Genomic DNA, 25,490 nt, shown 5'->3' with positions numbered 1-25,490 from the left:
ATTCAAATATTGAAAAAAAAGCCTTAGTCCTGTCCCTTCTCGATTTTCACGTAATCGCCATAGATTTCTTCCAGAGCGACACCGACAAACTTATGGGATTTTGGATGTTTCAACTCGCTGACTCCGCCTTCACGCAATTGGCGTGCACGGCGGGAAGCCGCAACCACAAGAGAATATTTACTGTCTACTTTATTCATCATTTCATCAATGGATGGATATAACATGGTCGAATCACCTCTTCTTCTTTTACTTGAAAGTTAGCACCGTCTATGAAAAGACAGCTTACTTTCTCACCTTACAATGTTCGGCAATAATGATAGATTGTATTCTCTCACAAGCGAGATTGATTTCATCGTTCACTACCGCATAATCATAATGCTGCAGCAAATTGATTTCGTCAACCGCTACGGACATGCGGTGGTCGATGGTCGCTTGGCTCTCTGTTCCCCGGCCCTGGATCCGATCCTTCAGTTCATCCAGCGACGGCGGCATCAGAAACACAAAGATACCCTCCGGAAACTTCTCCTTGACCTTCAGTGCGCCCTGCACTTCGATCTCCAGTATAATATCCTTACCGGAGGCTAAAGTTTCTTCCACAAAATCACGCGGGGTTCCATAATAGTTCCCGACGTATTCCGCATATTCGAGAAGCTGGTCGTTCTCAATCATATCCATGAATTGTTCCCGACTTTTGAAAAAATAGTTCACACCATGTACCTCACCGAGCCGTGGCGAACGCGTCGTTGCCGACACCGAATACACCAGCTCCGGAACCCGGCTGCGAAGTGCCGTACAGACGGTTCCCTTACCCACCCCGGAAGGACCGGACAATACAATCAATAATCCTCTAGACATAGTACTCCTCATCTTATTCGTCGTTGTCGTCATCTTTGCTGGACAGACGGTGAGCCACCGTTTCTGGCTGCACAGCCGATAAAATCACATGATCGCTATCCGTAATGATAACAGCCCGTGTCCTTCGGCCATATGTAGCATCAATCAGCATATGACGGTCCCGTGCTTCTTGAATGATCCTCTTGATCGGAGCCGATTCAGGACTCACGATTGAGATGATCCGATTGGCCGATACGATGTTTCCGAAGCCAATATTAATAAGTTTGATTGCCATAGTGCGGTTGCTCCCCCTATACATTTGACTCTTACTTGCCGATGAAGCTGCGGTCATTCCACATTAGCGGCTTGTTCACGAATCTTCTCCAGTTCCGCTTTCATTTCGACAACACGGTTTACCAGAGTCAGATGATTGGCTTTCGATCCAATCGTATTGACTTCTCTGTTCATTTCCTGAATCAGAAAATCCAGTTTACGGCCTACAGGGCTTTTCTGATGAAGCAGCTCTCTGCATTGTTCCAAATGGCTGTGAAGGCGAATCAACTCCTCGTCCACATTGGAACGTTCAGCAAACAGAGCGACTTCCATTCCGAATATATGTTCATCAACAGCAAGCGACCCGTCATCAAGAGATTCTATGCGCTGCCTCAGACGCTTCCGGTACTCTTCCGGAACTTCAGGAGCAAGTTCAGTCATTTCTCGGTGAAGCAGCTGTAATCGGTCAAGCCTCTGCTCGATATCCTTCACGAGAAAAGAACCTTCCCTGCTGCGCATCTGGATCAGACCCTCCAGCGCTTGTTCAAGACCTTGAAGAAGCGCATCATTCCATAACTTCTGCTGCGCTTCATCCATGGGAAGTCCGCTCGGACTAACAAGAACATCTGGCAGCGACAAAATATCCCGCACCGCCAGATCTCCCTTGATTCCATATGACTTCAAATCCTCGGCTGCCTGTAAATACGCCTGAACCATGGTGTGGTTCAGCACGGCACCCTGGGACTCGCCGTTGTTTTCCTTGTTAATATAAACATCAATCCGTCCGCGTCCGATTCGGCTCTGTACCGTCCGTCGAAGTGAATCCTCGAAGCACGCCCATTCACGGGGCATACGAAAGACGATTTCACAATACCGATGATTGACCGACTTCACTTCGAAAGAGACACTGTAACCTTGAAAATCGACAACGGATTGCCCATATCCGGTCATGCTCAATGACATCGGAATCACATCCATTACACTATTGTAATTGATAATTATTAATGAAACAAGGGGGTCAATCGACGGCCCGATTTCTCCCAGACATACTCCATTAATTGTACGCTCATTTCATAGAACATAAACGGCGTCATCAAATATATGCCGTTAAAGTGCCCTGTTGCAACATCCAACAGCTCCTTGCCGATCTTGACACCCATTGCCCGGCCCGCTTCGCCTTCAAGCCCTGCCATGCGGCTGCGGACTTCATCCGAGAGCTGAATGCCCGGCACCTCGTTATGCAGATACTCCGCGTTCCGTCCGCTTGCCAGCGGCATGATGCCGATAAAGATCGGGATATCCAGATGTGCCGTCGCTTCTCTCAGCCTAACCATTAACTCGGGATCGTACACGGGCTGCGTCATCACATAATCCGCACCGGAGGCAATCTTCTTCTCCAAGCGAGCAACCGCCTTGTCAAGATGCCTTACATTGGGATTGAACGCTGCGCCGACAACGAATTTGGCCTTCTGCTTCAGCGGCTTTCCGGAAAAAGCAATGCCGTCGTTCAGCTGTTTGATCATGCGGATGATTTCAAATGAGGTCATGTCGTAAACCGAGCTGGAATCCGGCAAATCCCCGAAGCGTGCCGGATCCCCGGTCACCGCAAGCACATGGTCGATGCCGAGCGCATCAAAGCCCATCATATGCGACTGCGTGCCGATCAGGTTTCGGTCACGGCAAGCGATGTGGATCAAAGGCCGAAGTCCCGTGCGTGCTTGTACCAGATGTCCGAGGGCCATGTTGCTCATGCGGGTTACGGCCAGCGAGTTATCTGCAAGGGTCAGCGCATCGGCCCCCGCTTTTTTCAAAGCTTCCGCGCCTTTCATGAACTTGGTAATATCCAAATCCCTTGGAGGGTCCAGCTCCACGATAACGGTATGCCGCTCCTTCACGATATCAACAATCGTCGGCTCCCCGCTGCGCTCGTAAAATTGCTCTTGGGCCGTCTCGTGAATCACGATCCGGTTGACTTCAGCCTCCTCGACGATCGGAAGCGGCGCAGGCACGTAACCGGACAACGCCGATGAAATTTCAGCAATATGCTCCGGCGTCGTTCCACAGCACCCGCCGACAATCCGGGCGCCACGATCCGCAAACTCCAGTGCCGTCTTTCCGAAATACTCGGGACTCGCACCATACCGGTATTCCCCGTCCACATAATCGGCGATCCCTGCATTCGGATAGACCGAAGCCGGAAGATTCATAATACCGTTCAAGGTTTCCAGCGCGCGCATGATGCCGTTTGGACCTGTCCGGCAGTTAAAGCCGATCACGTCCGCGCCTTCTTGACTCAGGATGCGGTAAGCATCCGGCATTGTGAAGCCGTCCAGCGTGCGGGCAATATCCTCCACCGCAAACTGGCAGATCACCGGCAGGTCGCTTAGCATCCGGGCCTGCGCCAAAGCCAATTGAATTTCATCCACGTCATAGAACGTTTCGAGCAGAATGCCGTCAACGCCTTCCGATATGAGAACCGACAGCTGCTCTTCGAAATAACGCTTGAGTTCGCTCGTGGAAATGTTGCTTCTTTTGCCCGCGCGGATGGAGCCTACCGCACCCACAACATATCCGCTATCGCCAGCGGCTTCACGCGCAATTCTTACGCCTGCGCGGTTGATCTCTCCTACCTTCGCCTCCAAGCCGTATTTGGACAGCTTGTCATAATTGGCAGAGAACGTGTTCGTCTCAATGACCTGCGCACCAGCCTCAACATACTGGCGATGAACGTTCCCGATGACCTCCGGGGAGGTTAAATTCAGTTCTTCATATGATATGCCCACAGGAAATCCTTTTTGATATAAATAAGTACCCATCGCGCCGTCACCGACCAGTACCTGATTCTCCCATGCCTTCCGAAGATTCGGTTTCATCGCGTTTCTCCTCCACCCGACGTTTATTTTCAACTAATGTATCATAAAACCTCTCTAAAGATAAAGAGACAAAAGGGAGGCCTTCAGAAGGCCTCCCTACCGTGTCCACCCCTACAGGACAAACTTTACAACATACCGTTTTTTTGCTTTTGCGGGTGGGGATTGTCATGGCTGGCGGATCCTCTATCAGGCGAGCGTTCCTGCGTACACGACCTCGGCCGGCCCTGTCATGTACACATGATTGTCGGACTCCTCCCACTCGATGAACAAGTCTCCGCCTTTAAGAGAGATTGTCGCGCTGCGATCTGTCAATCCGTTCAGCACCGAGGACACCAATGTTGCGCAAGCGCCGGTGCCGCAGGCCAAAGTCGGCCCTGCACCGCGCTCCCATACCCGCATATCTGCTTGCCCCCGTGAGTTGACCGTCGCAAACTCCACGTTGATCTTTCTCGGGAAGAGCGGATGCACCTCAAGTTTGGGCCCCCATACGCCGAGATCGAAGTTAATGGCATCGTCCACATAAATGACGCAGTGCGGATTCCCCATGGATACCGCGGTGAATCGGAATTCCCGGCCGTCCACTTCAATGGGATGATTCACCACCGGATGGAGATCGATCAATGTAGGCACGCTCAGTCCATCCAGGACCGGTTCACCCATATCGACCCGCACGCTGCTTACTTGACCGTCCTGAACCGTAAGGCGCACTTGCTGTACTCCGGCGCCGATGGTTTCAATGGTAATCTCCTCTCGGTCAATATGACCGTGATCATACACATACTTCGCGACACAACGAATGGCGTTGCCGCATTGTTCGGCTTCGGAACCGTCTGAGTTCATGATCCGCATCATAAAATCAGCCTTCGTGGAAGGCAAAATATATACAAGTCCGTCTGCACCGATGCCGAAAAAGCGATTGCACAGCTTCACGGCCTGTTCGGATGCATTGGATGGAAGTTCCTGTTCGCCGTATACGACAACGAAGTCGTTGCCAAGTCCATGCATTTTCGTAAATTCCATCATAAAACCCATCTCCTCTGCAATTGCTATTCTCGTGCTTAGCATATCGCAGAGGTGATGGGCTATCCATTCAATTTATGCCGAAATATTTGCACTCTTCGTCATCATGTTGCGGCGGTTCCGGTTGCGGTTCCGTCTGCCACCCCACACGCTTCCCGCTCCCATCAGGAAGGTAGGAATGCCGGCAGCCACGAGTGTCAGTGCCCATTCTTTCAAATCCAATGGAACGGTCTTAAAGATCGGCTGAAACGCCTCGATGTACATGACGCCGAGCATCAGCAATACCGAGGACAGCACAGCAAGCACCAACGCTTTGTTCTGAAGCGGATTGCGGTGGAAAATCGAACGCGAGCTGCGGCAGTCAAACACATGGATCAGCTGCGCCATGACGAGTGTGGCAAAGGCAACGGACTGCGCTTTGGCCAACTGATCCGGATCATTCGGCGCGATGCGAAGCGTAATCCAAAATGCGCCAAGTGTACACAGGCCGATCAATATGCCGCGGCTGATGATTTTCCAACCAAGCCGTCTGGCAAAAATATTTTCCTTGGCCCCGCGCGGCTTGTGCTCCATCAGATCCTTCTCCGGCTGGTCCACCCCAAGCGCCATGGCCGGGAGCCCGTCGGTGACCAGGTTTACCCACAGAATCTGGATCGGAACGAGCGGAAGCGGCAGTCCCATCATCATCGCAAAAAACATCGTCAAAATCTCGCCGACATTGGAGGCCAGCAAATAGCGGATGAATTTGCGGATATTTTCATAAATGCTCCGCCCCTCCTCAATCGCCGAAACAATCGTGGAGAAATTATCGTCACTGAGCACCAGCGACGACGCTTCCTTCGTTACGTCTGTACCGGTAATCCCCATGGCTATTCCGATATCCGCCGCTTTAATGGCTGGGGCGTCGTTCACGCCATCCCCCGTCATGGCAACCACATGCCCCTTACGCTGAAGCGACTTCACGATGCGGAGCTTATGCTCAGGGGATACGCGGGCATACACAAAGGTCTGATCCACTCTCGCATCCAGCTCTTTGTCATCCATCCGGGATAACTCCTGGCCTGATAACGACAGGCCGTTCCTTGGCAGGATGCCCAGCTGGGCGGCGATCGCTTCCGCCGTCGTCCGGTGGTCGCCCGTGATCATGACGGTCTTGATGCCCGCGCGGCGGCATGTAGCAATCGCTTCGCGCACTTCACGGCGCGGCGGATCGATCATCCCCGCCAGCCCGACAAAAATAAGCTGGCTCTCGGCCTCTTTCTCCGTTTCCGGCTTGTCATAGGAACGCAAATCCCGATAAGCCAAACCAAGCACGCGCAGCGCGTCAGAAGCCATGCCTTCATTGGCGGCAAGCACCTTTTGACGGAGCGTAGCGGTAAGCGGCACAACGTTTCCGTCCCACATGATATAAGTGCATGCATCCAGCAGGACATCGGGTGCGCCTTTCGTGCAGAGCAAGCGCCCGCCCTGATGGCTGACGATGACGGACATCAGCTTTCGCTCCGAATCAAACGGAAACTCCTTGTCTCTCTGATAGATGGAGTTCAGGCTTCCCTTTGTCAATCCCATCTTGGACGATAGCGTCAGCAGCGCTCCTTCCGTCGGGTCCCCTTTTAATTCCCAGGCAGCGGCTGCCGGTTCTTCCTTGCTCTTGCGCTTGCTGCGCGATTCTTCCTGCACGTTCTCATAAATTTCGGCATTGTTGCACAGCCCGCTGATTTGCAGTAATCTGCGCAGTCCCTGGTCGGACCGAAGCTCCACGGGTTTGCCCCTATGAAGGATCTGACCCGTCGGGTCATACCCCTGCCCCGTCACTTCCAATGAGCGACCACCCAGCCAAACTTGGGTTACGGTCATTTTATTCTGCGTGAGCGTCCCGGTTTTGTCCGAACAGATTACGGATGCACAGCCCAGCGTCTCCACGGAAGGCAGCTTGCGTACGATCGCTTTGCGCTTAATCATGCGCTGCACGCCGAGGGCGAGCGCAATCGTAACGATGGCCGGAAGCCCTTCGGGGATGGCCGCAACGGCAAGGCTGACTCCAGCGAGGAACATGCCTGCGGCAGGCTGTCCATGCAGAATGCCTGCTACGACAACCAGAATCGTAAGCCCCAGTGAAACGGCGATCAGGATTTTACCCAGCTGTTCGAGGCGATGCTGCAGCGGCGTCTCCTGCGACTCCGTGTTCTGGATCAAATCGGCGATCTTGCCCATCTCCGTATCCATGCCGGTTCGGATGACAACGCCTTTGCCCGTACCGCGAGCCACCATCGTGCCCATAAAGCCGATGTTCTTGCGGTCGCCCAGCGGAACGTCCGCATCGCGAATCGGCTCGGCATGTTTGTTCACCGGCAGGGACTCACCGGTCAAGGCCGACTCCTCGACGCTGCAGCTGTTGATCTCGAGCCAGCGAACATCGGCCGGAATGCGGTCTCCGCTCTCCACGAGCACGACATCGCCAGGTACGAGTTCTCTAGCAGCAACTTGTACCACTTTGCCGTCCCGGATGACCCTGGACGTCGGCGCGGACAGCTGCTTCAAAGCCCGAAGCGACCGTTCCGCCCTGAATTCCTGGACGAAACCGAGGATCCCGTTGATCAGGATGATGGCCACAATCGTTACGGCATCCAGATACTCGCCCAGCAGACCGGATACCAGGGTGGCTCCAAGGAGGACCAGCACCATGAAATCCTTAAATTGATTCAAGAACAGAACAAATGGAGAAATTTTAACGCCCTCGGAGAGCTCATTATAGCCGCTTTGTTTTCGTCTCTCCCCGGCTTCCTCTTCCGTGAGGCCCTGCTCCGGATGCATTTGCAGCACTTGCTGCAATTCATCCGTATCCATCTGATGCCATTGCTTTTGTTCCATGCTTCCTTTCCCTCCCGGTTGTTTTGCTCCGGCGGATGACAGCTTTTCCACCCTTTCTACGTAAATGTATTCGGACAGGTCCTGAATTATCACAGAAGGGGCCTTAAGTTTTTGAAGGAAATATGGCATCATAGAGAAGTACGATAGGAAGGGTAACAGACAGATAGGAGAATGAAGGATGGCATTAGACGGCATTGTCACGCGTGCGATCGTGCATGAGCTTCAATCATGCCGGGGCGCACGGATCAATAAAATATATCAACCGAACGATCGGGACATCGTGTTTCATATACGCACCCAGCAGGGAAACGCCAAGCTGCTGCTATCCGCAAACCCCACGTATCCCAGGGTGCACCTGACGCAGGAGACCTTTCTGAATCCGGCCGAAGCCCCTATGTTTTGCATGATTCTGCGCAAGCATTGCGAGAGCGGCATCATCGAGGACATCCAGCAGGTGGGGATGGAACGAATTATCCATATTACGATCCGGCAGCGTGACGAACTCGGGGATATTTCCTCCAAGAAAATCATCGTCGAGCTCATGGGCAGACACAGCAACATCATTCTGCTCGATCCCGCAAGCGGCACCATTCTGGACGGCATCAACCATGTGACGCCCGCCATCAGCAGCTACCGCGTGGTTATGCCGGGATTCTCCTATACGAATCCGCCGGAGCAGCACAAGCTGAATCCACTCGAAACCTTGCAGGAAACCTTCCGGGAATCCTGTCTGATGAACGAGGAGCAGGCCGTTCCATGGCTGGTCGGCGCGTTCAGCGGCCTCAGTCCGCTCGCGGCCCAGGAAATTGCCAACCGCGCAGGGGAAGGGAGTCCAGGTGAGCTTGAAGGGGAAAAAGATTGCGGAAGTCTGTGGAGCGCATTTGATGAGGTCATGGAACAAGTACGCAACCATCAATATACGCCGGTTACAGGCGTCAATGCCAAAGGAAAGTCGGTGTTCTCCGTCATTCCGCTGACCTTGCTGGTGGACGAGACTACAACGTACGAGTCGGTCAGTCGATGCATGGAGGATTATTACGGGGATAAGGCGCAGCGGGATACGGTAAAACAGAAGGTCAGCGACCTCCTCCGATTCCTGCAGAATGAACGGACGAAGAACATCAAGAAGCTGGATAATCTGAACAAGGACTTGGAAGAAGCCGGGGATGCCGACCGGTATCGCATCTTTGGCGAGCTTCTCTTCGCCTCACTCCACCAGATTCAGAAGGGCGACCGTGAAGTACAGCTTGTCAACTTCTATGATGAAGAGCAGGCGACCGTCACCATTCCGCTCGATCCGCTCCTGACTCCGTCGGACAATGCGCAGCGCTATTTCAAAAAATATAATAAATACAAGAACAGCCTCGCGGTCATCGACGAACAGTTAATCAAAACCCGCGAAGAGATCAACTATATCGAGAATCTTCTGCAGCAGCTGTCGCATGCTTCCTTGAGCGACATCGATGAAATCCGGGACGAGCTGATCCAGCAGGGATATTTGAGAGACCGCAATCGTAAAGCGAAGAAAAAGAAGAAAAACGACAAGCCGACGCTGCATGTCTATACTTCATCCGAAGGCATCGAGCTTTATGTTGGAAAAAACAACCTCCAAAACGAATACGTAACCAACCGTCTCGCTTCCTCAAATGATACATGGCTGCACACCAAGGATATCCCGGGCTCTCACGTGGTCATCCGAAGCAGCGAGTACGGGGAGGCAACGCTGCAGGAAGCGGCACAGCTGGCGGCTTATTACAGCCAGGCCAAAGAATCCAGCAGCGTGCCTGTCGACTACACGCTCATTCGCCATGTACGCAAGCCGAATGGAGCCAAGCCCGGGTTTGTCATTTATGACAATCAAAAAACGCTGTTCGTCACGCCGGACGAGCAGCGGATCAAGGCGATGCCCAGTTCGGTAAAAAACAATCGCAATTAAGATGAGCAACGAACTCGATATATCGTTAATTAAACCACAAAACGGGTATCCGAAAGGTCGTATGACCTGCCGGAGGACCCGTTTTTTCTTACTGTCATGCCCCGACTCTCCTATACGAATCCGCCGGAGCAGCACAAACGGATTCCGCTCGAAACCCGCGCCGTGTTGTCGAGCTTAGCTCCTTGCCCGCGCCTGTTGAAGCTCATCCAACACCTGGATGGATACCTGGCGGCTGCCGATATCCCCATGGAACACCTGGCCCTGCCTCTCGCCATGGTAATCGGATCCGGCGGTCACAATCAAACCGTATGCCTCGGCCATCTCCAAATACCGTTTCTCCTCTGCTGCCCCATGGTCCGAATGATAGACTTCAATCCCCTTGAAAGCAGCCTCTTCAATGACCGCTCTCACCAATGCATCATCGCCGTAGAGTCCAGGGTGCGCAAGCACCGGCACCCCCCCGGCTTCGCGTATCCATTCGCAGGCTTCCTTGGGATGAATCCGCGGCTGTGGCACATATGCAGCTGCGCCCTGTGCGAGATACCGGTCGAAGGCATCCCTTAGATCGAGGGCATGACCCTTAAGAACCAGGGCATCCGCAATATGCGGGCGGCCGATGCTCTCATCGGGTTCCAGCGGCCGCCCCAAGCCTCTGATCACTTCCTCCATCGTCAGCTCGATGCCAAGCCCTCTCAGCTTCGCCATGATCTTCTCATTGCGCTCCACTCTCGTACGACGGAGCTCTGCCAGCCGCTCCAGAAACACGGGGTCCCGGTAATCTATGTAATAGCCCAGGACGTGAATATCCGTCCCGCCTGCCATGGTGCTGATTTCTACGCCAGGGACCACGATCATGTTGAGGCTTTCTCCGGCTTGCAGTGCCTCCTCGACACCGGCCACCGTGTCATGGTCCGTTATAGCTAGAGCCCCAAGTCCCCGCTCGAAAGCAAGCTGCACGTTCTCCGAAGGCGTGTTCATCCCGTCCGAAGCCTGGGTGTGGGAATGGAGGTCGCAGCCTGTCCGATTCATCGATTTATCTATGTCAATCAATCCCCTTTCGTTGTAAGTTCGGGTGTGCTTTATCGCTGGTTTTGCTGACGTTCCTTTAAATAGGCCAAAAACGTCATCGCCGACATCGGCAGCAGCGCGGACCGCAACTGAATGGAATAAAAATTCCGTTTAAACGAGGCATCCGCAATATCAATCATTTTGACTAAACCGAGCGCGGTTTCATGCTTGACCGTTGAGGTCGATAGCATCGTGATGCCGAGCCCTTCCTCTACCGCCGATTTCACCGCTCCCGTGCTCCCAAGCTCCATGACCGTTTGGATGCTTTCGGGATCATACCCCCGCATAAGCAGCACATCCTCCATCACCTTCCGTGTGCCAGACCCCTTCTCGCGAAGCACAAACGGATACTTCAGCACATCCTCCAAATATATCGCATCTTTCCTTATTGCTAAAGGATGGCCGGAAGGAACGATCAGTTTCAACTCATCCTCCATGACCGAATCGAGGACCATATCCGGATGCTCCACAGGTGCCTCGATCAGCCCAAAATTCAGTTGATGGCCGGCGATTTCCTCGAGGATCTGCGTGGTGTTCATCACTTTCAGCATAATGGATATATCCGGATACTCCCGGCCGAAGGGCCCCAGCAATCGGGGCAGCACGTATTCCCCGATGGTCAGGCTTGCCCCCAACTGCAGCCTTCCCTGAAGCTTATTAGAGAAAGCCGCCATCGCCGCGTCCGTTTCCTGCGACAGCTCCAGGCTCTTCCGGGCAAAAGGAAGCAGCGTCCTCCCGGCCTCGGATAATTCCATGCGCTTGGTGGAACGAATGAGGAGCTTTGTCCCAAAATACTCCTCGAGCGATTGTACCTGCATCGTCACAGCCGGCTGGCTCATATGAAGCGCCTGGGCAGCAGCGGAAAAACTCCCGCGCTCTGCTACCGTGTAAAAAATATGTAGCTGATGAAAGTTCATAACATTGGTTCCCCTCTCGCTGCCGCTTTTGTATTTATCATTGTAACGGATCGCGGCGGAGCATACAAAAAAGACATCCGCGCTTACGCTCGCATGCCATATGAAAACTCTATTTCTTTATTTACGTTTACGGCTGTTCTTAATCAGTGTCATGCGACGTGAATGGCGAAGCCATGAGTAATAAGACTTCAGGTCTCGAAGCTCAATGGTTTCTGACATACGTCCCAAAAAAGTTACAATAATCATCCGATGCAGCGGGTTGCCAATCAGATCACGTTCATGCTCCAGCTCCGAGAACTCCGCCACTACAACCAGGTCGTCGTCAATCAGATAGACATCCTGCTCGTTGCGGTAATACGGCACGATCCGGTCCTGCTTCAGGCACTCCCACATCCAAGTCCCGATTTCCTCATGGGACGTGTCGTTACCTTGAACCCGGTCCGTATAACGGCTCTTCGCATGATTGGTAATGACGATGTCGGCGACCTTTTTATCATTTAACGTAATATAAAACGGCTCATAGGTGCTCCACCGCTCAGTCCCTTTGTCGCGCATGGAATATCACTCTCCACCAAATGGGTCTTTGTATCTATGTATATATACCCAACATATTACATCATTCCACTGGCATTCACAAGATTGAAACCTCGCTTCTTGTGAACAATCACCGAAAATTTAGAAATATCTCTAGTTGTATCCTGTGCGTTGAGGCGCAGACGCCCGAATGGAATGATGGGTTTGATTAAAATGTAAATTGTACCTTACTTATACTATTTTATCAAACAAGATTCCGAATTATGCCAATCTATCGTCATCAATCCCTAATAAACTTTATAAGACCATGCCAACGCTCCAATTTTATACTTTCCGATAGCTTAAAAAAAGCGGCCCTGAGGGGGCCGCTTTACGCTCTTCTCGCTAACTTATGCGATTTGCGTTAGATTCTCGATCAGGACATCATGCTAAGGTCCGTAAAACTTCGCTTTATCCGGCCCTTTGCTGCTGTACTCCGTCTTAATCTCATTCCGGTAGGAGCGCTCGATCTTACGAACGTAGGACAATCTCCGGATGTTCTTCATTGTTTCCTCGGCGCGGTCAGCATTGACGTACATGACAACATAATGCATGCGGCGTGATATATAGTGCACACTGCCGTATTTCTCCAAATTCCTTGCTGCCTTTACATCGCTGACCCATATAATAAAACCGGTCCGTTCAGCCAACATCCTAAGCTCCTCGCCTCACTTTCGTCTCTATCTCTAGTCTATGCCTATTATCCGCACGAACAAGCTCCGCCGCTACCGCACCCCTTCTTGGGAAGAGGATCGTTGCCCGGAACCTTGATGCTCTCCGAAACCGAAAAAGCAATCTTCTCCGACATCGAATGCAGCAGATCGTCCAGATTCTTCTCCGCCTGCTTGAACCGGGCTACAGGCTCGAAAGCCTCAAGCTCGGCTTCCACTGCGGCTACTTCATCCTTGGCCGAATGGTAGTTCGGGTGAAAGTGACCGAACCGCTGAGTCTCTTCAAACAGCTCTTTCTTGGACTCAAGCTTTTTGATCAAAGCCTGAATCATAGGATCACCCTCAACTGCCTGCTTCCAATATAGATAATCCGCCACTTCGACGGAAGCATTAATCATGTCGCCTATTTCATAGGCATAGGTGAGCACCTCGGCCATATCGACCGTATTTATTTCCGATACGCTCATGAACTCATCCCGCTTTTCTATTAGTTTGGCCCACGCTTTGTTCGTGGACTCTTTCATCATAGCATAACGCTCGTATCTTAAGAAGGGGGAATTCATACGCTTTTACGGAATCACAAGCCGCATTTCCTTCCATTCCCCTTCGCCTAACTTCACCACGGTTTCCGTCATTTCGGAATCAGATTCGGAGTCCGGATCGTATAACGCCCCCGAAATTTTCCATGGCTGCCGCTCGAGCTGGAATGGAATAAACTCCATCCGGCTGCCATCGACCGCAATCTCTAATTTAGCTGACAATTCAAGCGCCTGCTCCATCATTTGCTTGGCCGTCGAACCGTGATAAGAGCGCCAATCCCGTGTCCACATGATGGGAATCCGGTTCAAATCCGGAACGATTGACGTTATATCCGGAAGGCTGTGGTCCAATTCAAGAGCAAGCTCGCTGCGCGCAGGGCGAATCAAACTGCTGGATGGGCTGCCAGGATAACCCGGCATGACGTAACGGTTATCTTCTTCATCACAGGCCCCGGGTACCGCTTTATCTTTCGGAGCTGCGCCGATAAATCGTAAAAGCTCATCCTTACCCGTTCTTTCAAGCTCTTTGCCCCACTGATATAAGGCAGCCTGCACGTTCTCCGGGATTCCCGCCGCAGCATGCTCCGTAAAAAATGCCGTCATCGCTTCCAGACCCATTCCTGCTGTCGCTGCCTGAGCTACCGAATCCCTGGTCAGACGATAGACCGTCATTACGTCATCCGAGATGCGCTCCGTGCACAGGGCAGCCGTAAACTTGACCGTGTAAGACACGTCAGGCGGAATCAATATGTCAAAATCCGGCTGGATAAACAGCCCCGAAGATCCGGTGTTAGACTGGCTGCTTCCACTCAGCAAGGAGCAGGGATCCATACGCCACCGGAACAGGAATTGGCCATCGTGATCCATGCCAAGATCGGTGTAACCGCAGCCGGTTAATAAACGGAGCCATGAAGCTGCGTCCTCCGCGGACAATTCCCTTCCGCTACTTGGCTCCAAGTTCTGGGGCTCCTCGCCATATGCCAATGTGTGCTGAGCATAGTACCACATCCCGCCGATTCGTGATGAGTGACAAATCCTCCATGTGAAATGCTGATACTCGGCCGAACTCGGAACATAGCGTTCCATCATGCGCAACAGAACCAATCGGTCCATCGCTTCGCGCGTGAGTGTAAGCCAGTGGCGCAATGCGGTCATGTTCAGTCTAAGCTCCCCTTGCTCCAGGGCGACCAGATCAAACGAAAACAGCAAATCCAATACAACCGCAATATGTGGTGGGTAAACATCAGCGTGATCATATTGAAGTGCGAGCCCCTCAACATCGGATGGCGATAATCCCACCACGCTTCCCAGCTTCTGAATAAATTTTTTATGCAGAACCCCTTTGGCGGTCACAGCCCCACGATTCTTGGCGACATATACGAGAACGTTGAACATATCGACTGCTATCCCGCTTCTTCCCTCCTGCTGGAGCTTCACGGCAGCTGCCGGAACGGAACCCGCCTCGAGATCGGCAAAGGCCTCCTGGAGAATCTGAAGCTTATCAAAAGGGATGAAATACAGCCTCTCGCCCCAGCCCTGCTTCACCGCATGAACCCATCGCTGCTGCCTCAAGGATAAGAAAGCGAGCTGCACTTCCACGCCGCTCAAGCGCCGAACGCGCAGCGAGCGAAGTTTGTCGTCATCAAATCGCTGCCCGGCAAAACGGCTCCAGATATGATGAAGGACCGACCGCTCCTTCGGAAGAAGCCGTTCTAAACTTATGGCATCCGCCACGTCCTGCTGTTCCATCATCTCCACGAGGCCTCCTTCCCGTCAGGAATCTGCAGGCGATGCCTATGCCGCATCGATGCCAGGTCAAGGAAGGCCGGGGGGTTCGCTTGAAGCGCGTGATATTCATAACCCTGCTCAATCAGGAACAGCTGACGCCGGATCGCAAACATCTCCTCCCGGCTCTCCTCCGTTACCAATGCATAAAAATAAGCCCGGTTCTCCCCCTGCTTCGGCCGCAGCAAGCGTCCGAGACGCTGCGCCTCCTCCTGCCTAGAGCCGTAACTTCCCGATACCTCGATCGCCACGGAGGCATCAGGCAGGTCAACGGCGAAGTTAGCCACTTTCGAAACGACAAGTACACGGACGGTTCCTTCACGGAAAGCCTTATACCATTCATTGCGCTGATCCTGCGTCATCTGCCCCGTAATGAGAGGGGCCTGCAGCTCTTCGGCAATGGCATGAAGCTGATCCAGGTATTGCCCAATGATCAGCGTCTGTGCATCCTTGTGGAAATCCACGAGCTGCCGAATCACGCGGAGCTTGGACGGATTCTCGGCAGCCAGCCGATACTGATCCCTTTTGCCCGCCGTCTCGCAGGCTGCTCTGATCTCATCCGGCAGCGGCACCTTAATCTCCGTACAGTCCACCGAAGCAATCCAGCCCTGCTCCTCCAGCCTTTTCCACGGCATTTCATATCGTTTGGGGCCGATCAACGAGAACACGTCATGCTCCCTTCCATCCTCTCGAACCAGGGTGGCGGTCAGTCCAAGCCTGCGGGTCGCCTGAATATCAGCTGTCGCACGAAATACCGGTGCCGGAAGAAGATGGACCTCGTCATAGATGATTAAGCCCCAGCGACGTTCATTAAACAGCTTCATATGCTGCTGTTCATCCCCCTTGCCTTGTCGATGGGTCAGGATGTGATAGGTGGCGACCGTTACCGGCCTCACCTCTTTGCGCTGACCGGAGTATTCACCGATCTCCTCCGCGGTCAGCGAGGTTTTCTGCACCAGCTCGGCGATCCACTGCCTTACAGACGTTGTGTTGGAGGTGAGGATCAGAGTCTCGCACTGCAGATCGCGCATCGCAGCGATGCCAATGACCGTTTTCCCGGCACCGCAAGGCAGGACAAGCACCCCGTTGCCGCCTTCACCGCCGACATCCCTGAAGGAATCGGCAGCCTTCCGCTGATAGTCGCGGAGCTGAAAGCGCTGATCGTTGGATCCGCCGTTGGAGTCTTCAAGACCCCCACTGTCCGATTTTTCACCACGCCAAAGAATGTTCAGATATTGCCCGTCCATATATCCCGCGTGGTCCAGCACTGGATAGCCGAGCCGGGTCAGCTCCTGCTTCAATAGGCCACGTCGGTCTGAAGGCACTTCTGCTTCCATCGGCGAAATCAATCGAACGCCGATTTCCTTCAGGGAGCGATGGGACATCAGCTCCTGCATCAAGGCTTCCTCATGACTAGATAGCAGCAATGAACGGTCAAGCGTGGGATGCGGGAGCAGCGAGAGCTGTCCGTAACGCCCAACGAGCTGGCGAACCTCTTCGAGCAGAGCTGCCGGCACATCCCATCGTGACAGCGACCGAAGGCTCGAACAAATCGACTCAGCCGTCATTCCTCCGGCAGCGGCGTTCCATAAGGATAACGGGGTGAGGCGATATGTATGAAAAGACGTAGGACTTTTGATCAAATCCGCATACTGGGCCAGTTGTTTGCGTGCGGCCTCAGCATCCGCATGAGCGGTTTCAAGCAATATGGTCCGATCCCGCTGGACGATGCATGGCTTGTTATGCACCCTATTCCCTCCTCGTAACGTTTGGTCATCTAAAAAAAAAGAAGCCCACATCCATGTCCATGGATCTGAACTTCCCCTATGATCTATAGGATTTCCAAATTACGAGCGTTCATGCGCGATGATTGCGATTTTCTTAAAGTCTAGCCCCCGTTCTGATAGCTCGACACCAACTCGACCAGCAGCTTCGCCCCATAACGCATGGCATCTTCATCAAAGTCGAACATCGGATGGTGGTGCGGATAGATTGCCGCCTTATCCGGGTTACCGGCTCCAACGAAAATGAAGCAGCCCGGGATTTCCTTCAAGTAGTATGCAAAATCCTCTGCCGGCATCAGTTTGGGTGACACCTTGACCTGATCCGCTTCGAATACCTTAGGGGCCGTACGGAAGAAGCGAGCGGTTTCGGTCTCATCATTCACCAAGGGTGGATAACCGACGAGATATCGGACCGCTGCTTTCGTGCCGTAGGTTTCCGAAACCGTCCGGGTCATATGCTCGATCCGCTCCCGTATTAGCGTCCGGGTAGGTTCGTCAAAGGTGCGTACCGTTCCCGTGATCCGGCAAGCGGAAGCAATGACGTTTTGCGCCGTTCCGGCTTGCATCGTTCCTACCGTAACCACGGCAGGCTGCAGCGGATCTACCGTGCGGCTTACAATGGTTTGAAGCTGCATGACCAGCGCTGCTCCCGCTACCAGGGCATCGGCTGTCACATGCGGCATACCGCCGTGTCCCCCGCGTCCCGTAATATCAATGAAAAACTCATCCGCAGCAGCCATCAGCGGACCGGGCGCGCTCGCCGCGGTACCTACTGGAAACGGCGTCCATAAGTGGAGACCATAGACAACGTCGGCTCCGTCAAGCGCTCCATCCTTGATCATCTCTACCGCACCGCCGGGGCAGACTTCCTCCGCTGGCTGAAACATGAACCGAATCTCGCCCTGGACTTCTTCCGGGTACGTGCTGTAGTAAGCCGCAGCTCCCAGCAGCATGGAGGCATGCCCGTCATGCCCGCAAGCATGCATCACTCCTTGCACCTGCGATTTGTAATCGCAGCTCTTGCCGTCTTCAATCGGCAGGGCATCCATGTCGGAGCGCAGCACAACGGTCTTGCCGGGTTTATCTCCTCTTAGAATTCCTATCACTCCATGACCGCCCACGCCTGTCTTGACCTCCAGACCAAGCTCCTGCAGCCGGGTTGCTATAAATGTCGAAGTTTCCTTCTCCTGGAACGAAAGTTCCGGGTGCATATGTAAATGACGCCGCCACTCCACCATCCGTGGATACCATTGTTCCCAAAATGCTTCCTTCATCAAGTTCCATCATCCTTCCCCGCTATATGCGGCTCAATCGATCGCAAGAAATCCGTGAAGCTTGCTCAGCAGCAGCCCGTGCCCAACCATGGCATCCATTCGGCCGCTTTCCTTCATCTTGCGATACACATCCCTGAGCGGGACCCACATAGCTCTAACATCTTCGTCCTCATCTTGATTCGACTCTTGGCTAACGGACACCTTCAAATCGTCGGTGAAATAATAATGAACGTTCCGGTTGGCCAGAGAAGCCATCGGATAAGCGCTGCCCATGTAGGACAAGTCCTTGCACAGCACACCTGCCTCTTCCTCAAGCTCCCGCTTCACGGCAAGCTTCCGTTCCTCACCGGGTTTCACCGTTCCGCCAGGAAGCTCCCAAGTGATCTCATCCACCGCTTCCCGGTGCTGGCATACCAAGAGCAGACATCCTTGATAAACGGCCACAACCGCTGCCGATTCCGGAATCCGGTCGATCACGACAATTTCCTTCTGCCCGTTCTCTTCCACTACATAATAATCCGTGCGGTAAACGACGCGGTTCATCGGCCATATCCACCCTTCGCTTGAATTGAAGTCCTATGAATATATAACCACCTGAATGGAAAGCGTACATTTCACAGCGTTTTCACTTGCTTTTATTTTAGCAGAAAAGAAGAATGCCTGTCGTTATCAAAAACTCATCTGGATAAAAGGTCTCAATTGAAGCGTGACGGGCGGTACAGGCTTGCACAAGTTCCTGAAACATACTATCATATTAAAGAACTTTGCAAGGACTATTAAGGGGGTTACGACCACATGATTTTCGAAAATACAGGCTTGGACGGATTGCACAGCGATTTAGCTTACCTCGATGAATGTGCCGAAAAAGTAGGCTTCATTCGTTGGCAGTGGGAATACTACCGCGCTACATATGACTTGAAAATCGAAGATAAAAAAAATCAGGCTGAATACTTCCTGCGCATTAACACCCGCGCTGTTGAAGGCAAGCTGGAAAAACCGGACACCATCCTCAAAATCGAAGCGGTATACCTGGGCAAAGCCACGTTCCCGCACGGTCTCGAGTATGAATCCATGGCTCCACAGCCCGTTATGAATGTGGCCACCAAGAAGCTTCAAGAGCTCAAAGCTCTTCTGGAAGCGTAAGGTCGAACATTATGAATACGACCAAACCTCAGCCGAAGAGAGGGACGCCTGATTTTCAACTGCTGATCCTTACCTTGCTGTTGGTGGGATTCGGACTGATCATGGTGTTCAGTTCCAGCTCCAGCTTGGCCGTTTTCAATGAAAAATTCAATAACGATCCGCTGCATTTCACGAAGCGGCAAGTCGCGTTTGCCGTCCTTGGCACATTGGTTATGTTTGTTGCCATGAACATCAACTATAAAAAGTACAAGAAGCTATTCATACCGGTGTTTTTTCTAACCTTAATGCTGCTGATTCTTGTGGTGATCATCGGTTCCGCAACCAACGGAGCCACAAGCTGGTTTAACCTGGGGAAATTCGGCATCCAGCCGACCGAACTGGCCAAAATAGCGACCATTGTCTATCTGGCAGCGTTGATCACCAAAAAAGGGGAACGAATCCGTCAATGGAAGGGCGGTTTCTTCCCCGTACTCATTATTGTAGGGATCGTAGCGGGACTGATCATGCTTCAGCCGGACCTGGGCTCCTGTTTCATCCTCGTGGCTACCAGCGGACTGCTGATCTATGCCGGCGGCGCCAGCCTCAAGCATATCCTCGGATGTATCTCGCTTGTCGCGCTTGGCCTGGTGCTCACACTGGGCGTCGGATCGCTCTTTAACTCCGGCGGAGATCAGGAAGAGGCTTCCAAGAACTATAAGATGGGCCGGATCGAGGCTTTCATGGACCCGTTCCACGATGAGTCGGACACGGGCTACAATTTGGTTCAATCGCTGATTGCCATCGGCCAGGGCGGTGTCACCGGAGCAGGTTACGGGGAGAGCGTGCAGAAGCTGCATTACCTGCCGAATCCTTATAACGACTTTATCTTTTCGGTCATCGGCGAAGAATTCGGTTTTATCGGAACCGCGATATTCCTCCTGCTCTACTTATATTTTATCCTGCGAGGGATCATTGTTTCGCTTCGCTGCTCGGATCCCTTCGGTACCTTGACCGGCGTCGGCATCATGGGACTGATCGCCATTCAGGCCTTCATCAATATCGGCGGGGTGACCAATACCATCCCGATAACGGGCGTTACCCTCCCGTTCATCAGTTATGGCGGATCCTCGCTGCTGGTCATGATGCTGAGTATGGGAATCGTGCTTAGCATATCCAGGGACAGCAACCGTCCGATGAAAGAGGAGCAGGTTAAATCCGTAATTAAAAAAGACTACCGGGCAACCCGGTAGTCTTTTTTTTCGATTTTTTTCATAATTAGCGGGGCACGATCCCCTAGGGTTCGTCTTATTTGGCTCGAAGCTGAATATCGTCGATTTCATCGTCTTTAAACGCTACGCCTTCGACCTTCACGTTGACCTCAACCACACGAAGCCCTGTCATGCTCTCGACAGCTTCGCGGACATTCTGTTGAAGCATGCGGCACACTTCATGTATTGGTGTCTCATAGAGCACGATAATCCGCAGGTCGATCGCCGCTTCCAGCTGACCTACTTCCACGGTAACACCTTTTTGCACATTTTTGCCGCTCAGTCTCTTAGCCCAGCCCTCGGACAATCCACCGGACATGGCTGCAATACCTGGGGTTTCCAAGGCAGCCAATCCGGCAATTTTCGAGACGACATCATCCGATATTCGAATCAAACCGTTATCCAGTTGAAGTTGTTCCGTCATGCCATATCCTCCTTCACCTCATTATCCGTTATTGTAAATCGTAACGGACCCAAAAAGCAAATGCTCCCTTCAGAAAACAAGGATAATTTTTCGAAAAATTTGGGTATATTGTAGAAAGCGATGCGAGAATCGTCGTTTCCACTCGCAAGAACTCATCAGTACATAAACCATAAGGTAGGTGTCGGTTATGAAAAAATGGCTAAATCCCGCGCTTCTCATCTTCACTTTTTTACTCAGCGCGCTGGGACACTTTGCGAACTGGAACTTCACGCTCCAATTCATTTTGTCTTCTATCTCGGTTATTTTTGTCGCCGGTTTTCTAGGCAAAGCAACCGAAAGCGTTGCGCATTACGCGGGTCAACGACTCGGGGGATTCCTCAACGCTACCTTCGGTAACGCGGCAGAGCTGATCATCGCCATCCTGCTGATCAAGGAAGGCTTGTACGATATGGTGAAGGCAAGCATCACCGGCTCCATTATCGGCAACTTGCTGCTCGTTCTCGGGCTCAGCCTGTTTGCCGGGGGCCTCAAGTTTAAAATCCAGAAATACAATGTGACGCTGGCAGGTCTGAACGGATCCCTGATGACGCTGGCCATTATCGCGCTGTTCATCCCTGCGGTCTTTCTGAATACCCACTCCATAACGGAGGGTGAGACCAAGACGCTCAGCCTCATTGTAGCGGGAATTCTTATCGTGTCCTACATCGCATGGCTTGGATTCTCAATGATTACTCACAAAAATTATTTGGCGGATGTCAGCGACGATCACGACCAGGATGCACTGCCGCACGAGCACGGCCCCACCTGGTCCAAGAAACGCTCGATTCTGTATCTTGTCGTCGCCACCGTCATGGTCGCGTTTGTCAGCGAATGGCTTGTTGGGGTCCTTGAGCCTATCAGTCACGAGTATGGCCTCAGCGAGCTGTTTATCGGGGCCTTCCTGGTAGCGATTATCGGTAACGCCGCCGAACACAGTGCAGCCATCATGCTGGCGATGAAGAACAAAATCGGCGCCGCCGTTGAAATTGCCGTTGGCAGCAGCCTGCAGATCGCCCTGTTCGTCGCTCCCGTGCTTGTGTTCATCAGCTTCTTTCTCGGAGATACGATGGATCTCGTGTTCACCACGCTGGAGCTGGTCGCCATCGGCGTCGCCGTATTCATTGCCAGATCCATCACGCAGGACGGTGCTTCCAACTGGTATGAAGGCCTTCTGCTGCTCGCCGTATACGTCATACTAGGCGTCTCGTTCTTCCTCGTCTAAGCTTAGGAACGGTCCGCCCGCACAGCTGCATTCATCGAACGCGTTCCATCCTATCCACAAGAAAAAAACGCATGCCGCCTGAGTGCGACATGCGTTTCTCTATGTATGCGCCTGTACGAGTACAGGCTATTTGGATTGATTCATGGCTTCGTACAGGACCGCCAGATTGCGTTCAAGCTTGCTGATCAGCTGCTTTCCCGTACTTTCCGGAAGAAGCCCGGCCCGCACCGCGAAATCAACCTCTTTTGAAAAACCGTACATTTGGGTATCCAGCACTTCCTCATAGAGAGGGCAATAACGGGTCGCCAGATTCTCCATCTGTACTTCAATAAGCTTTAGGATTTTATCTGCATCTTCATGAAGAAGACTGATCGCTTTGAGATTCAGCTGTTCCTGTAAATCAGATGAAGTCATGATCTTCCCCCCTATGTCAAAAATCACAGCACAGTTACTATCTTTAATATTAGTCGAAATCGTTTCTCAATACAAGGACCTGAACAAAATAGACCCTTTCTCTACAAAAAAACACCCTTCCATTCTATGGAAGGGTATTTTTGGCGACTGTTATTCAGCCACGACGGATACATTCAAACCATGCTTGGTGAATACGTCGATCATTGCCTTTTTAGCTGCATCAGCATCAGGTCCGTGTACATGCAGTTCATAGCTTTGGCTGTTGACAAGCGTTGTGAACAGACCCAAGATGCTCTTAACATCAATGTACTTGTTCTCCGCCTGTAAAACGATGGAGGATGAGAATTGGCTGGCGGTTTGCGAAATTTCTACGATAGATTGATTGTTATTGGACATACGAATCCCTCCGTAACTTTAGGATCTGAATAAAGCTCATCACTGCACCTTCATGATACATTGAATCCGTTTTCTTATGCAACATTTTTTCCAATCTATTTAAGATTTTCCGGATTTAACGCTGCCAGTTCTGGAATAACAAATATACCATCCTTGCGAATGAGACGGTCATCAAAGTAGATTTCCCCGCCGCCGTACTCCGGACGCTGGATCAGCACGAGATCCCAGTGAATCGAGGAACGATTGCCGTTGTCTGTTACATCATATGCTTGACCTGGCGTAAAATGCAGGCTTCCCGCGATTTTCTCGTCAAACAGAATATCTTTCATCGGTGTCAAAATGTACGGGTTGAAGCCGATGGCAAACTCGCCGATATATCTTGCACCTTCGTCCGCATCAAGGATCTCGTTCAGCCGCTTCGTGTCGCTGCCTGTTGCTTCGACGATTTTTCCGTTTTCAAAGCGGAATTTAATATTTTCGAAAGTGACGCCATTGTAAAGAGTCGGTGTATTGTAAGCGATCGTTCCGTTAACCGAATCACGAACAGGCGCTGTGTATACCTCGCCATCCGGAATGTTTTTCTGGCCGGAGCATTTCTCCGCGCCGATGTTCTTGATCGAGAAGCTGAGGTCCGTTCCCGGTCCCACGATGCGAACCTTGTCGGTATTCCTCATCAGCTCGGCCAAAGGATCCTGCGCGCGGTCCATTTTGGAGTAGTCCAGATTGCACACATCGAAGTAGAAATCCTCAAACGCCTCCGTGCTGGTGTTGGCAAGCTGCGCCATGCTGGCGTTCGGATAGCGGAGAACCACCCATTTCGTACGCTTGACACGCTCTTCGCTATGTACGGGATGCGAGTAAAGTGCATTGTACAGCTTCATGTTTTCCTCAGGCACGTCAGCCATATCGTTGACGTTCTCGCCTGCGCGGATACCGATGTAACAATCCATTTTCTTCATGCGCTCAAGATCCAGCTCAGCCCACAGCTCAAGCTGCTCCTTGTTTGCGTTCTTCAGCATTGCCCGTTGAACCGTGCGATCTGTCAATTGCACGAACGGGCGGCCGCCTTGATTCGAAACCTCCTCAATGATGGCATTCAGCAGATCGCGCTCCGATCCGATCATTTCAATGAGCACATTTTCGCCTGGCTGCATATCTACCGAATAGTTCACGAGATTTTGAGCCAGTTTTTGAATTCTGGGATCACGCATATGTCATATCCTCCTTATGATGACTGTTCCCCTACATATGAATTGAACAGCGGTAAATTTATAAATTATTGTAGCATGCAACCAACACGAAGTCAGCGTTCATCGTTAAAAAAATTTTCATGGCTGATCTTTCAATAACCGGTAAAAGTAACATCGGACAGCAGCGTTTCCGTGCGGGTTCTGCCCTGCTCGTCAACAAAAAACAACGTTCGTTCCATAGTCAGTTTGGTAGGAAGCTGTTTTTTTTTGTTAATCGTTACATGAGAGACCGAAACGGCATCCGCCTTGCTGAGCATGTTCTTCATTTCATTATAGTCTCGCTCCCAGACGGCCTTCAGTCGTTTACGAACCTTAGGATCTGCACTGTATAGCGGATCCCCTTTGCGTTCAATCCGCGCAGCCAGCGCCTTCATCTGCTCATCCAGCGATCCATAGACCATATTGGCTGCCGCCTCGGGTGACAGCTCGATTCGCAGCACCTTGGTTCCTCTTGCCGCCCCCAGTTCCTGGGTCACCGTCTTCTCCGACTTTCCGATATACTCCAGCAGTTCCAGCGGATTCAGGCGGGTGATCCACATTTCTTCGGCATGTTCCGATGACAGCGTGCTCCACTTGCCTTCTTTGCGCTTCAGTGCCACTGTAAGTCCATCTGATTTATATACCGAATCCGCTGATACCTTATCCTTCTGTATTGTTGTCCCTTTGTCCCTTGATGATAGTGTCAAATCCGTATGATGCTGCAGATTGCCTTCAAATGCCAAACTTTGCTGAAACGGTCCGTTTTCTCCGGTCCGAATCGCTGCTTCTCCCCGAAAAGAGAAATTATCAACGCCCGACAGCCCCGACAGGGCACGGTTAAACGACTCTTCGGCAGACAACTGCTCCTGCCAGGCACATCCGGTTAGGCAAAAGACGAATAAAACCATTCCGATGACGCTCCGTGATCTTCTCATTCTCATAATCATCAGCCTCTCGT

Annotated in this window: 25 protein-coding genes; 4 read left to right on the top strand and 21 right to left on the bottom strand. The window is 52.2% G+C overall.

Features of this window, described 5'->3' with window-relative positions; translation table 11 throughout:
• Positions 1-23: 23 nt before the first annotated feature.
• From rpoZ to AK95_RS30615, 7 genes are all read right to left on the bottom strand, one after another.
• Entirely contained in the window at positions 24-224 is a 201-nt protein-coding gene (gene rpoZ / locus AK95_RS30645; RefSeq protein ID WP_071223697.1) for a DNA-directed RNA polymerase subunit omega, read from the bottom strand.
• A 58-nt stretch (positions 225-282) separates the two neighbouring features.
• Positions 283-855: a guanylate kinase gene (gmk, locus tag AK95_RS30640; RefSeq protein WP_071223696.1), complete on the bottom strand. Its 573-nt coding sequence runs from the start codon at positions 853-855 to the stop codon at positions 283-285.
• 13 nt (positions 856-868) lie between these two features.
• Complete coding sequence (gene remA / locus AK95_RS30635; protein ID WP_006209218.1) at positions 869-1,129, bottom strand: extracellular matrix/biofilm regulator RemA; 261 nt, start codon at positions 1,127-1,129, stop codon at positions 869-871.
• A gap of 53 nt (positions 1,130-1,182) precedes the next feature.
• On the bottom strand, positions 1,183-2,070 hold the full coding sequence (locus AK95_RS30630) for a YicC/YloC family endoribonuclease (protein WP_071223695.1): 888 nt from the start codon (positions 2,068-2,070) through the stop codon (positions 1,183-1,185).
• A gap of 38 nt (positions 2,071-2,108) precedes the next feature.
• The gene (locus AK95_RS30625) at positions 2,109-3,980 is read right to left on the bottom strand and encodes a bifunctional homocysteine S-methyltransferase/methylenetetrahydrofolate reductase (protein ID WP_071223694.1); all 1,872 of its coding nucleotides are present in this window, start codon (positions 3,978-3,980) and stop codon (positions 2,109-2,111) included.
• A gap of 186 nt (positions 3,981-4,166) precedes the next feature.
• A complete protein-coding gene (gene dapF / locus AK95_RS30620) occupies positions 4,167-5,000 on the bottom strand; it encodes a diaminopimelate epimerase (protein WP_071223952.1) in 834 nt (277 codons plus the stop codon).
• Between the two features lie 75 nt (positions 5,001-5,075).
• Positions 5,076-7,871, bottom strand: coding sequence for a calcium-translocating P-type ATPase, SERCA-type (locus AK95_RS30615; protein ID WP_071223950.1), 2,796 nt, complete (start codon positions 7,869-7,871; stop codon positions 5,076-5,078).
• A gap of 178 nt (positions 7,872-8,049) precedes the next feature.
• Here AK95_RS30615 and AK95_RS30610 point away from each other — a divergent pair, with 178 nt between their 5' ends.
• Positions 8,050-9,807 carry an Rqc2 family fibronectin-binding protein gene (locus tag AK95_RS30610; protein WP_071223693.1) on the top strand — a complete coding sequence of 586 codons (1,758 nt, stop codon included), beginning with the start codon at positions 8,050-8,052 and terminating at the stop codon, positions 9,805-9,807.
• 174 nt (positions 9,808-9,981) lie between these two features.
• Here the strand turns inward: AK95_RS30610 and AK95_RS30605 are convergent, their stop codons facing one another.
• The 9 genes from AK95_RS30605 to AK95_RS30565 form a co-directional block, all read right to left on the bottom strand.
• Positions 9,982-10,836 carry a PHP domain-containing protein gene (locus AK95_RS30605; protein WP_162487680.1) on the bottom strand — a complete coding sequence of 285 codons (855 nt, stop codon included), beginning with the start codon at positions 10,834-10,836 and terminating at the stop codon, positions 9,982-9,984.
• Between the two features lie 50 nt (positions 10,837-10,886).
• Positions 10,887-11,792 carry a selenium metabolism-associated LysR family transcriptional regulator gene (locus AK95_RS30600; protein WP_071223692.1) on the bottom strand — a complete coding sequence of 302 codons (906 nt, stop codon included), beginning with the start codon at positions 11,790-11,792 and terminating at the stop codon, positions 10,887-10,889.
• A 117-nt stretch (positions 11,793-11,909) separates the two neighbouring features.
• The gene (locus AK95_RS30595; RefSeq protein ID WP_071223691.1) at positions 11,910-12,347 is read right to left on the bottom strand and encodes a hypothetical protein; all 438 of its coding nucleotides are present in this window, start codon (positions 12,345-12,347) and stop codon (positions 11,910-11,912) included.
• A 407-nt stretch (positions 12,348-12,754) separates the two neighbouring features.
• Positions 12,755-13,018, bottom strand: a complete 264-nt coding sequence (locus AK95_RS30590) for a YlbG family protein (RefSeq protein WP_006209210.1) — start codon at positions 13,016-13,018, stop codon at positions 12,755-12,757.
• Positions 13,019-13,065: 47 nt separating this feature from the next.
• Entirely contained in the window at positions 13,066-13,503 is a 438-nt protein-coding gene (locus tag AK95_RS30585) for a YlbF/YmcA family competence regulator (protein ID WP_071223946.1), read from the bottom strand.
• A 102-nt stretch (positions 13,504-13,605) separates the two neighbouring features.
• Entirely contained in the window at positions 13,606-15,327 is a 1,722-nt protein-coding gene (locus tag AK95_RS30580; RefSeq protein ID WP_071223690.1) for a helicase-associated domain-containing protein, read from the bottom strand.
• Positions 15,324-17,108 (bottom strand): DNA repair helicase XPB, encoded by a 1,785-nt coding sequence (locus tag AK95_RS30575; RefSeq protein WP_071223689.1) that lies wholly within the window; start codon positions 17,106-17,108, stop codon positions 15,324-15,326. Before AK95_RS30575 ends, AK95_RS30580 begins: the two co-directional genes overlap by 4 nt.
• 140 nt (positions 17,109-17,248) lie before the next feature.
• Positions 17,249-18,418 carry a M20 family metallopeptidase gene (locus tag AK95_RS30570; RefSeq protein WP_162487676.1) on the bottom strand — a complete coding sequence of 390 codons (1,170 nt, stop codon included), beginning with the start codon at positions 18,416-18,418 and terminating at the stop codon, positions 17,249-17,251.
• Positions 18,419-18,451: 33 nt separating this feature from the next.
• The gene (locus tag AK95_RS30565; protein ID WP_071223687.1) at positions 18,452-18,961 is read right to left on the bottom strand and encodes an NUDIX hydrolase; all 510 of its coding nucleotides are present in this window, start codon (positions 18,959-18,961) and stop codon (positions 18,452-18,454) included.
• 252 nt (positions 18,962-19,213) lie between these two features.
• Here AK95_RS30565 and AK95_RS30560 point away from each other — a divergent pair, with 252 nt between their 5' ends.
• Together AK95_RS30560 and ftsW are read left to right on the top strand one after the other, a co-directional pair.
• Positions 19,214-19,561 (top strand): YugN family protein, encoded by a 348-nt coding sequence (locus AK95_RS30560; protein WP_009589628.1) that lies wholly within the window; start codon positions 19,214-19,216, stop codon positions 19,559-19,561.
• Positions 19,562-19,572: 11 nt separating this feature from the next.
• Positions 19,573-20,790 (top strand): putative lipid II flippase FtsW, encoded by a 1,218-nt coding sequence (ftsW, locus tag AK95_RS30555; protein WP_071223686.1) that lies wholly within the window; start codon positions 19,573-19,575, stop codon positions 20,788-20,790.
• Between the two features lie 55 nt (positions 20,791-20,845).
• On the opposite strand, the gene AK95_RS30550 is transcribed toward ftsW, so the two are convergent.
• Positions 20,846-21,232 (bottom strand): Asp23/Gls24 family envelope stress response protein, encoded by a 387-nt coding sequence (locus AK95_RS30550; RefSeq protein ID WP_009589611.1) that lies wholly within the window; start codon positions 21,230-21,232, stop codon positions 20,846-20,848.
• Positions 21,233-21,419: 187 nt separating this feature from the next.
• Here AK95_RS30550 and cax point away from each other — a divergent pair, with 187 nt between their 5' ends.
• Complete coding sequence (gene cax, locus AK95_RS30545; RefSeq protein ID WP_071223685.1) at positions 21,420-22,493, top strand: calcium/proton exchanger; 1,074 nt, start codon at positions 21,420-21,422, stop codon at positions 22,491-22,493.
• A 126-nt stretch (positions 22,494-22,619) separates the two neighbouring features.
• Here cax and AK95_RS30540 read toward each other — a convergent pair whose 3' ends face one another.
• From AK95_RS30540 to AK95_RS30525, 4 genes are all read right to left on the bottom strand, one after another.
• Positions 22,620-22,907, bottom strand: a complete 288-nt coding sequence (locus AK95_RS30540; RefSeq protein WP_009589686.1) for an Fpa/YlaN family protein — start codon at positions 22,905-22,907, stop codon at positions 22,620-22,622.
• Positions 22,908-23,057: 150 nt separating this feature from the next.
• Positions 23,058-23,303 carry an HPr family phosphocarrier protein gene (locus AK95_RS30535; RefSeq protein ID WP_071223684.1) on the bottom strand — a complete coding sequence of 82 codons (246 nt, stop codon included), beginning with the start codon at positions 23,301-23,303 and terminating at the stop codon, positions 23,058-23,060.
• Between the two features lie 95 nt (positions 23,304-23,398).
• Positions 23,399-24,514, bottom strand: coding sequence for an aminopeptidase (locus AK95_RS30530; protein ID WP_071223683.1), 1,116 nt, complete (start codon positions 24,512-24,514; stop codon positions 23,399-23,401).
• A 131-nt stretch (positions 24,515-24,645) separates the two neighbouring features.
• Positions 24,646-25,473 carry a hypothetical protein gene (locus AK95_RS30525; RefSeq protein ID WP_083397776.1) on the bottom strand — a complete coding sequence of 276 codons (828 nt, stop codon included), beginning with the start codon at positions 25,471-25,473 and terminating at the stop codon, positions 24,646-24,648.
• Positions 25,474-25,490: the final 17 nt, after the last annotated feature.

Source organism: Paenibacillus sp. LC231 (assembly GCF_001860525.1).
In the GTDB taxonomy this organism is placed as follows: Bacteria; Bacillota; Bacilli; order Paenibacillales; family Paenibacillaceae; genus Paenibacillus_AQ.
The sequence above is the reverse complement of the archived record's forward strand: the minus strand, read 5'-3'. Positions and strand labels throughout refer to the sequence as shown.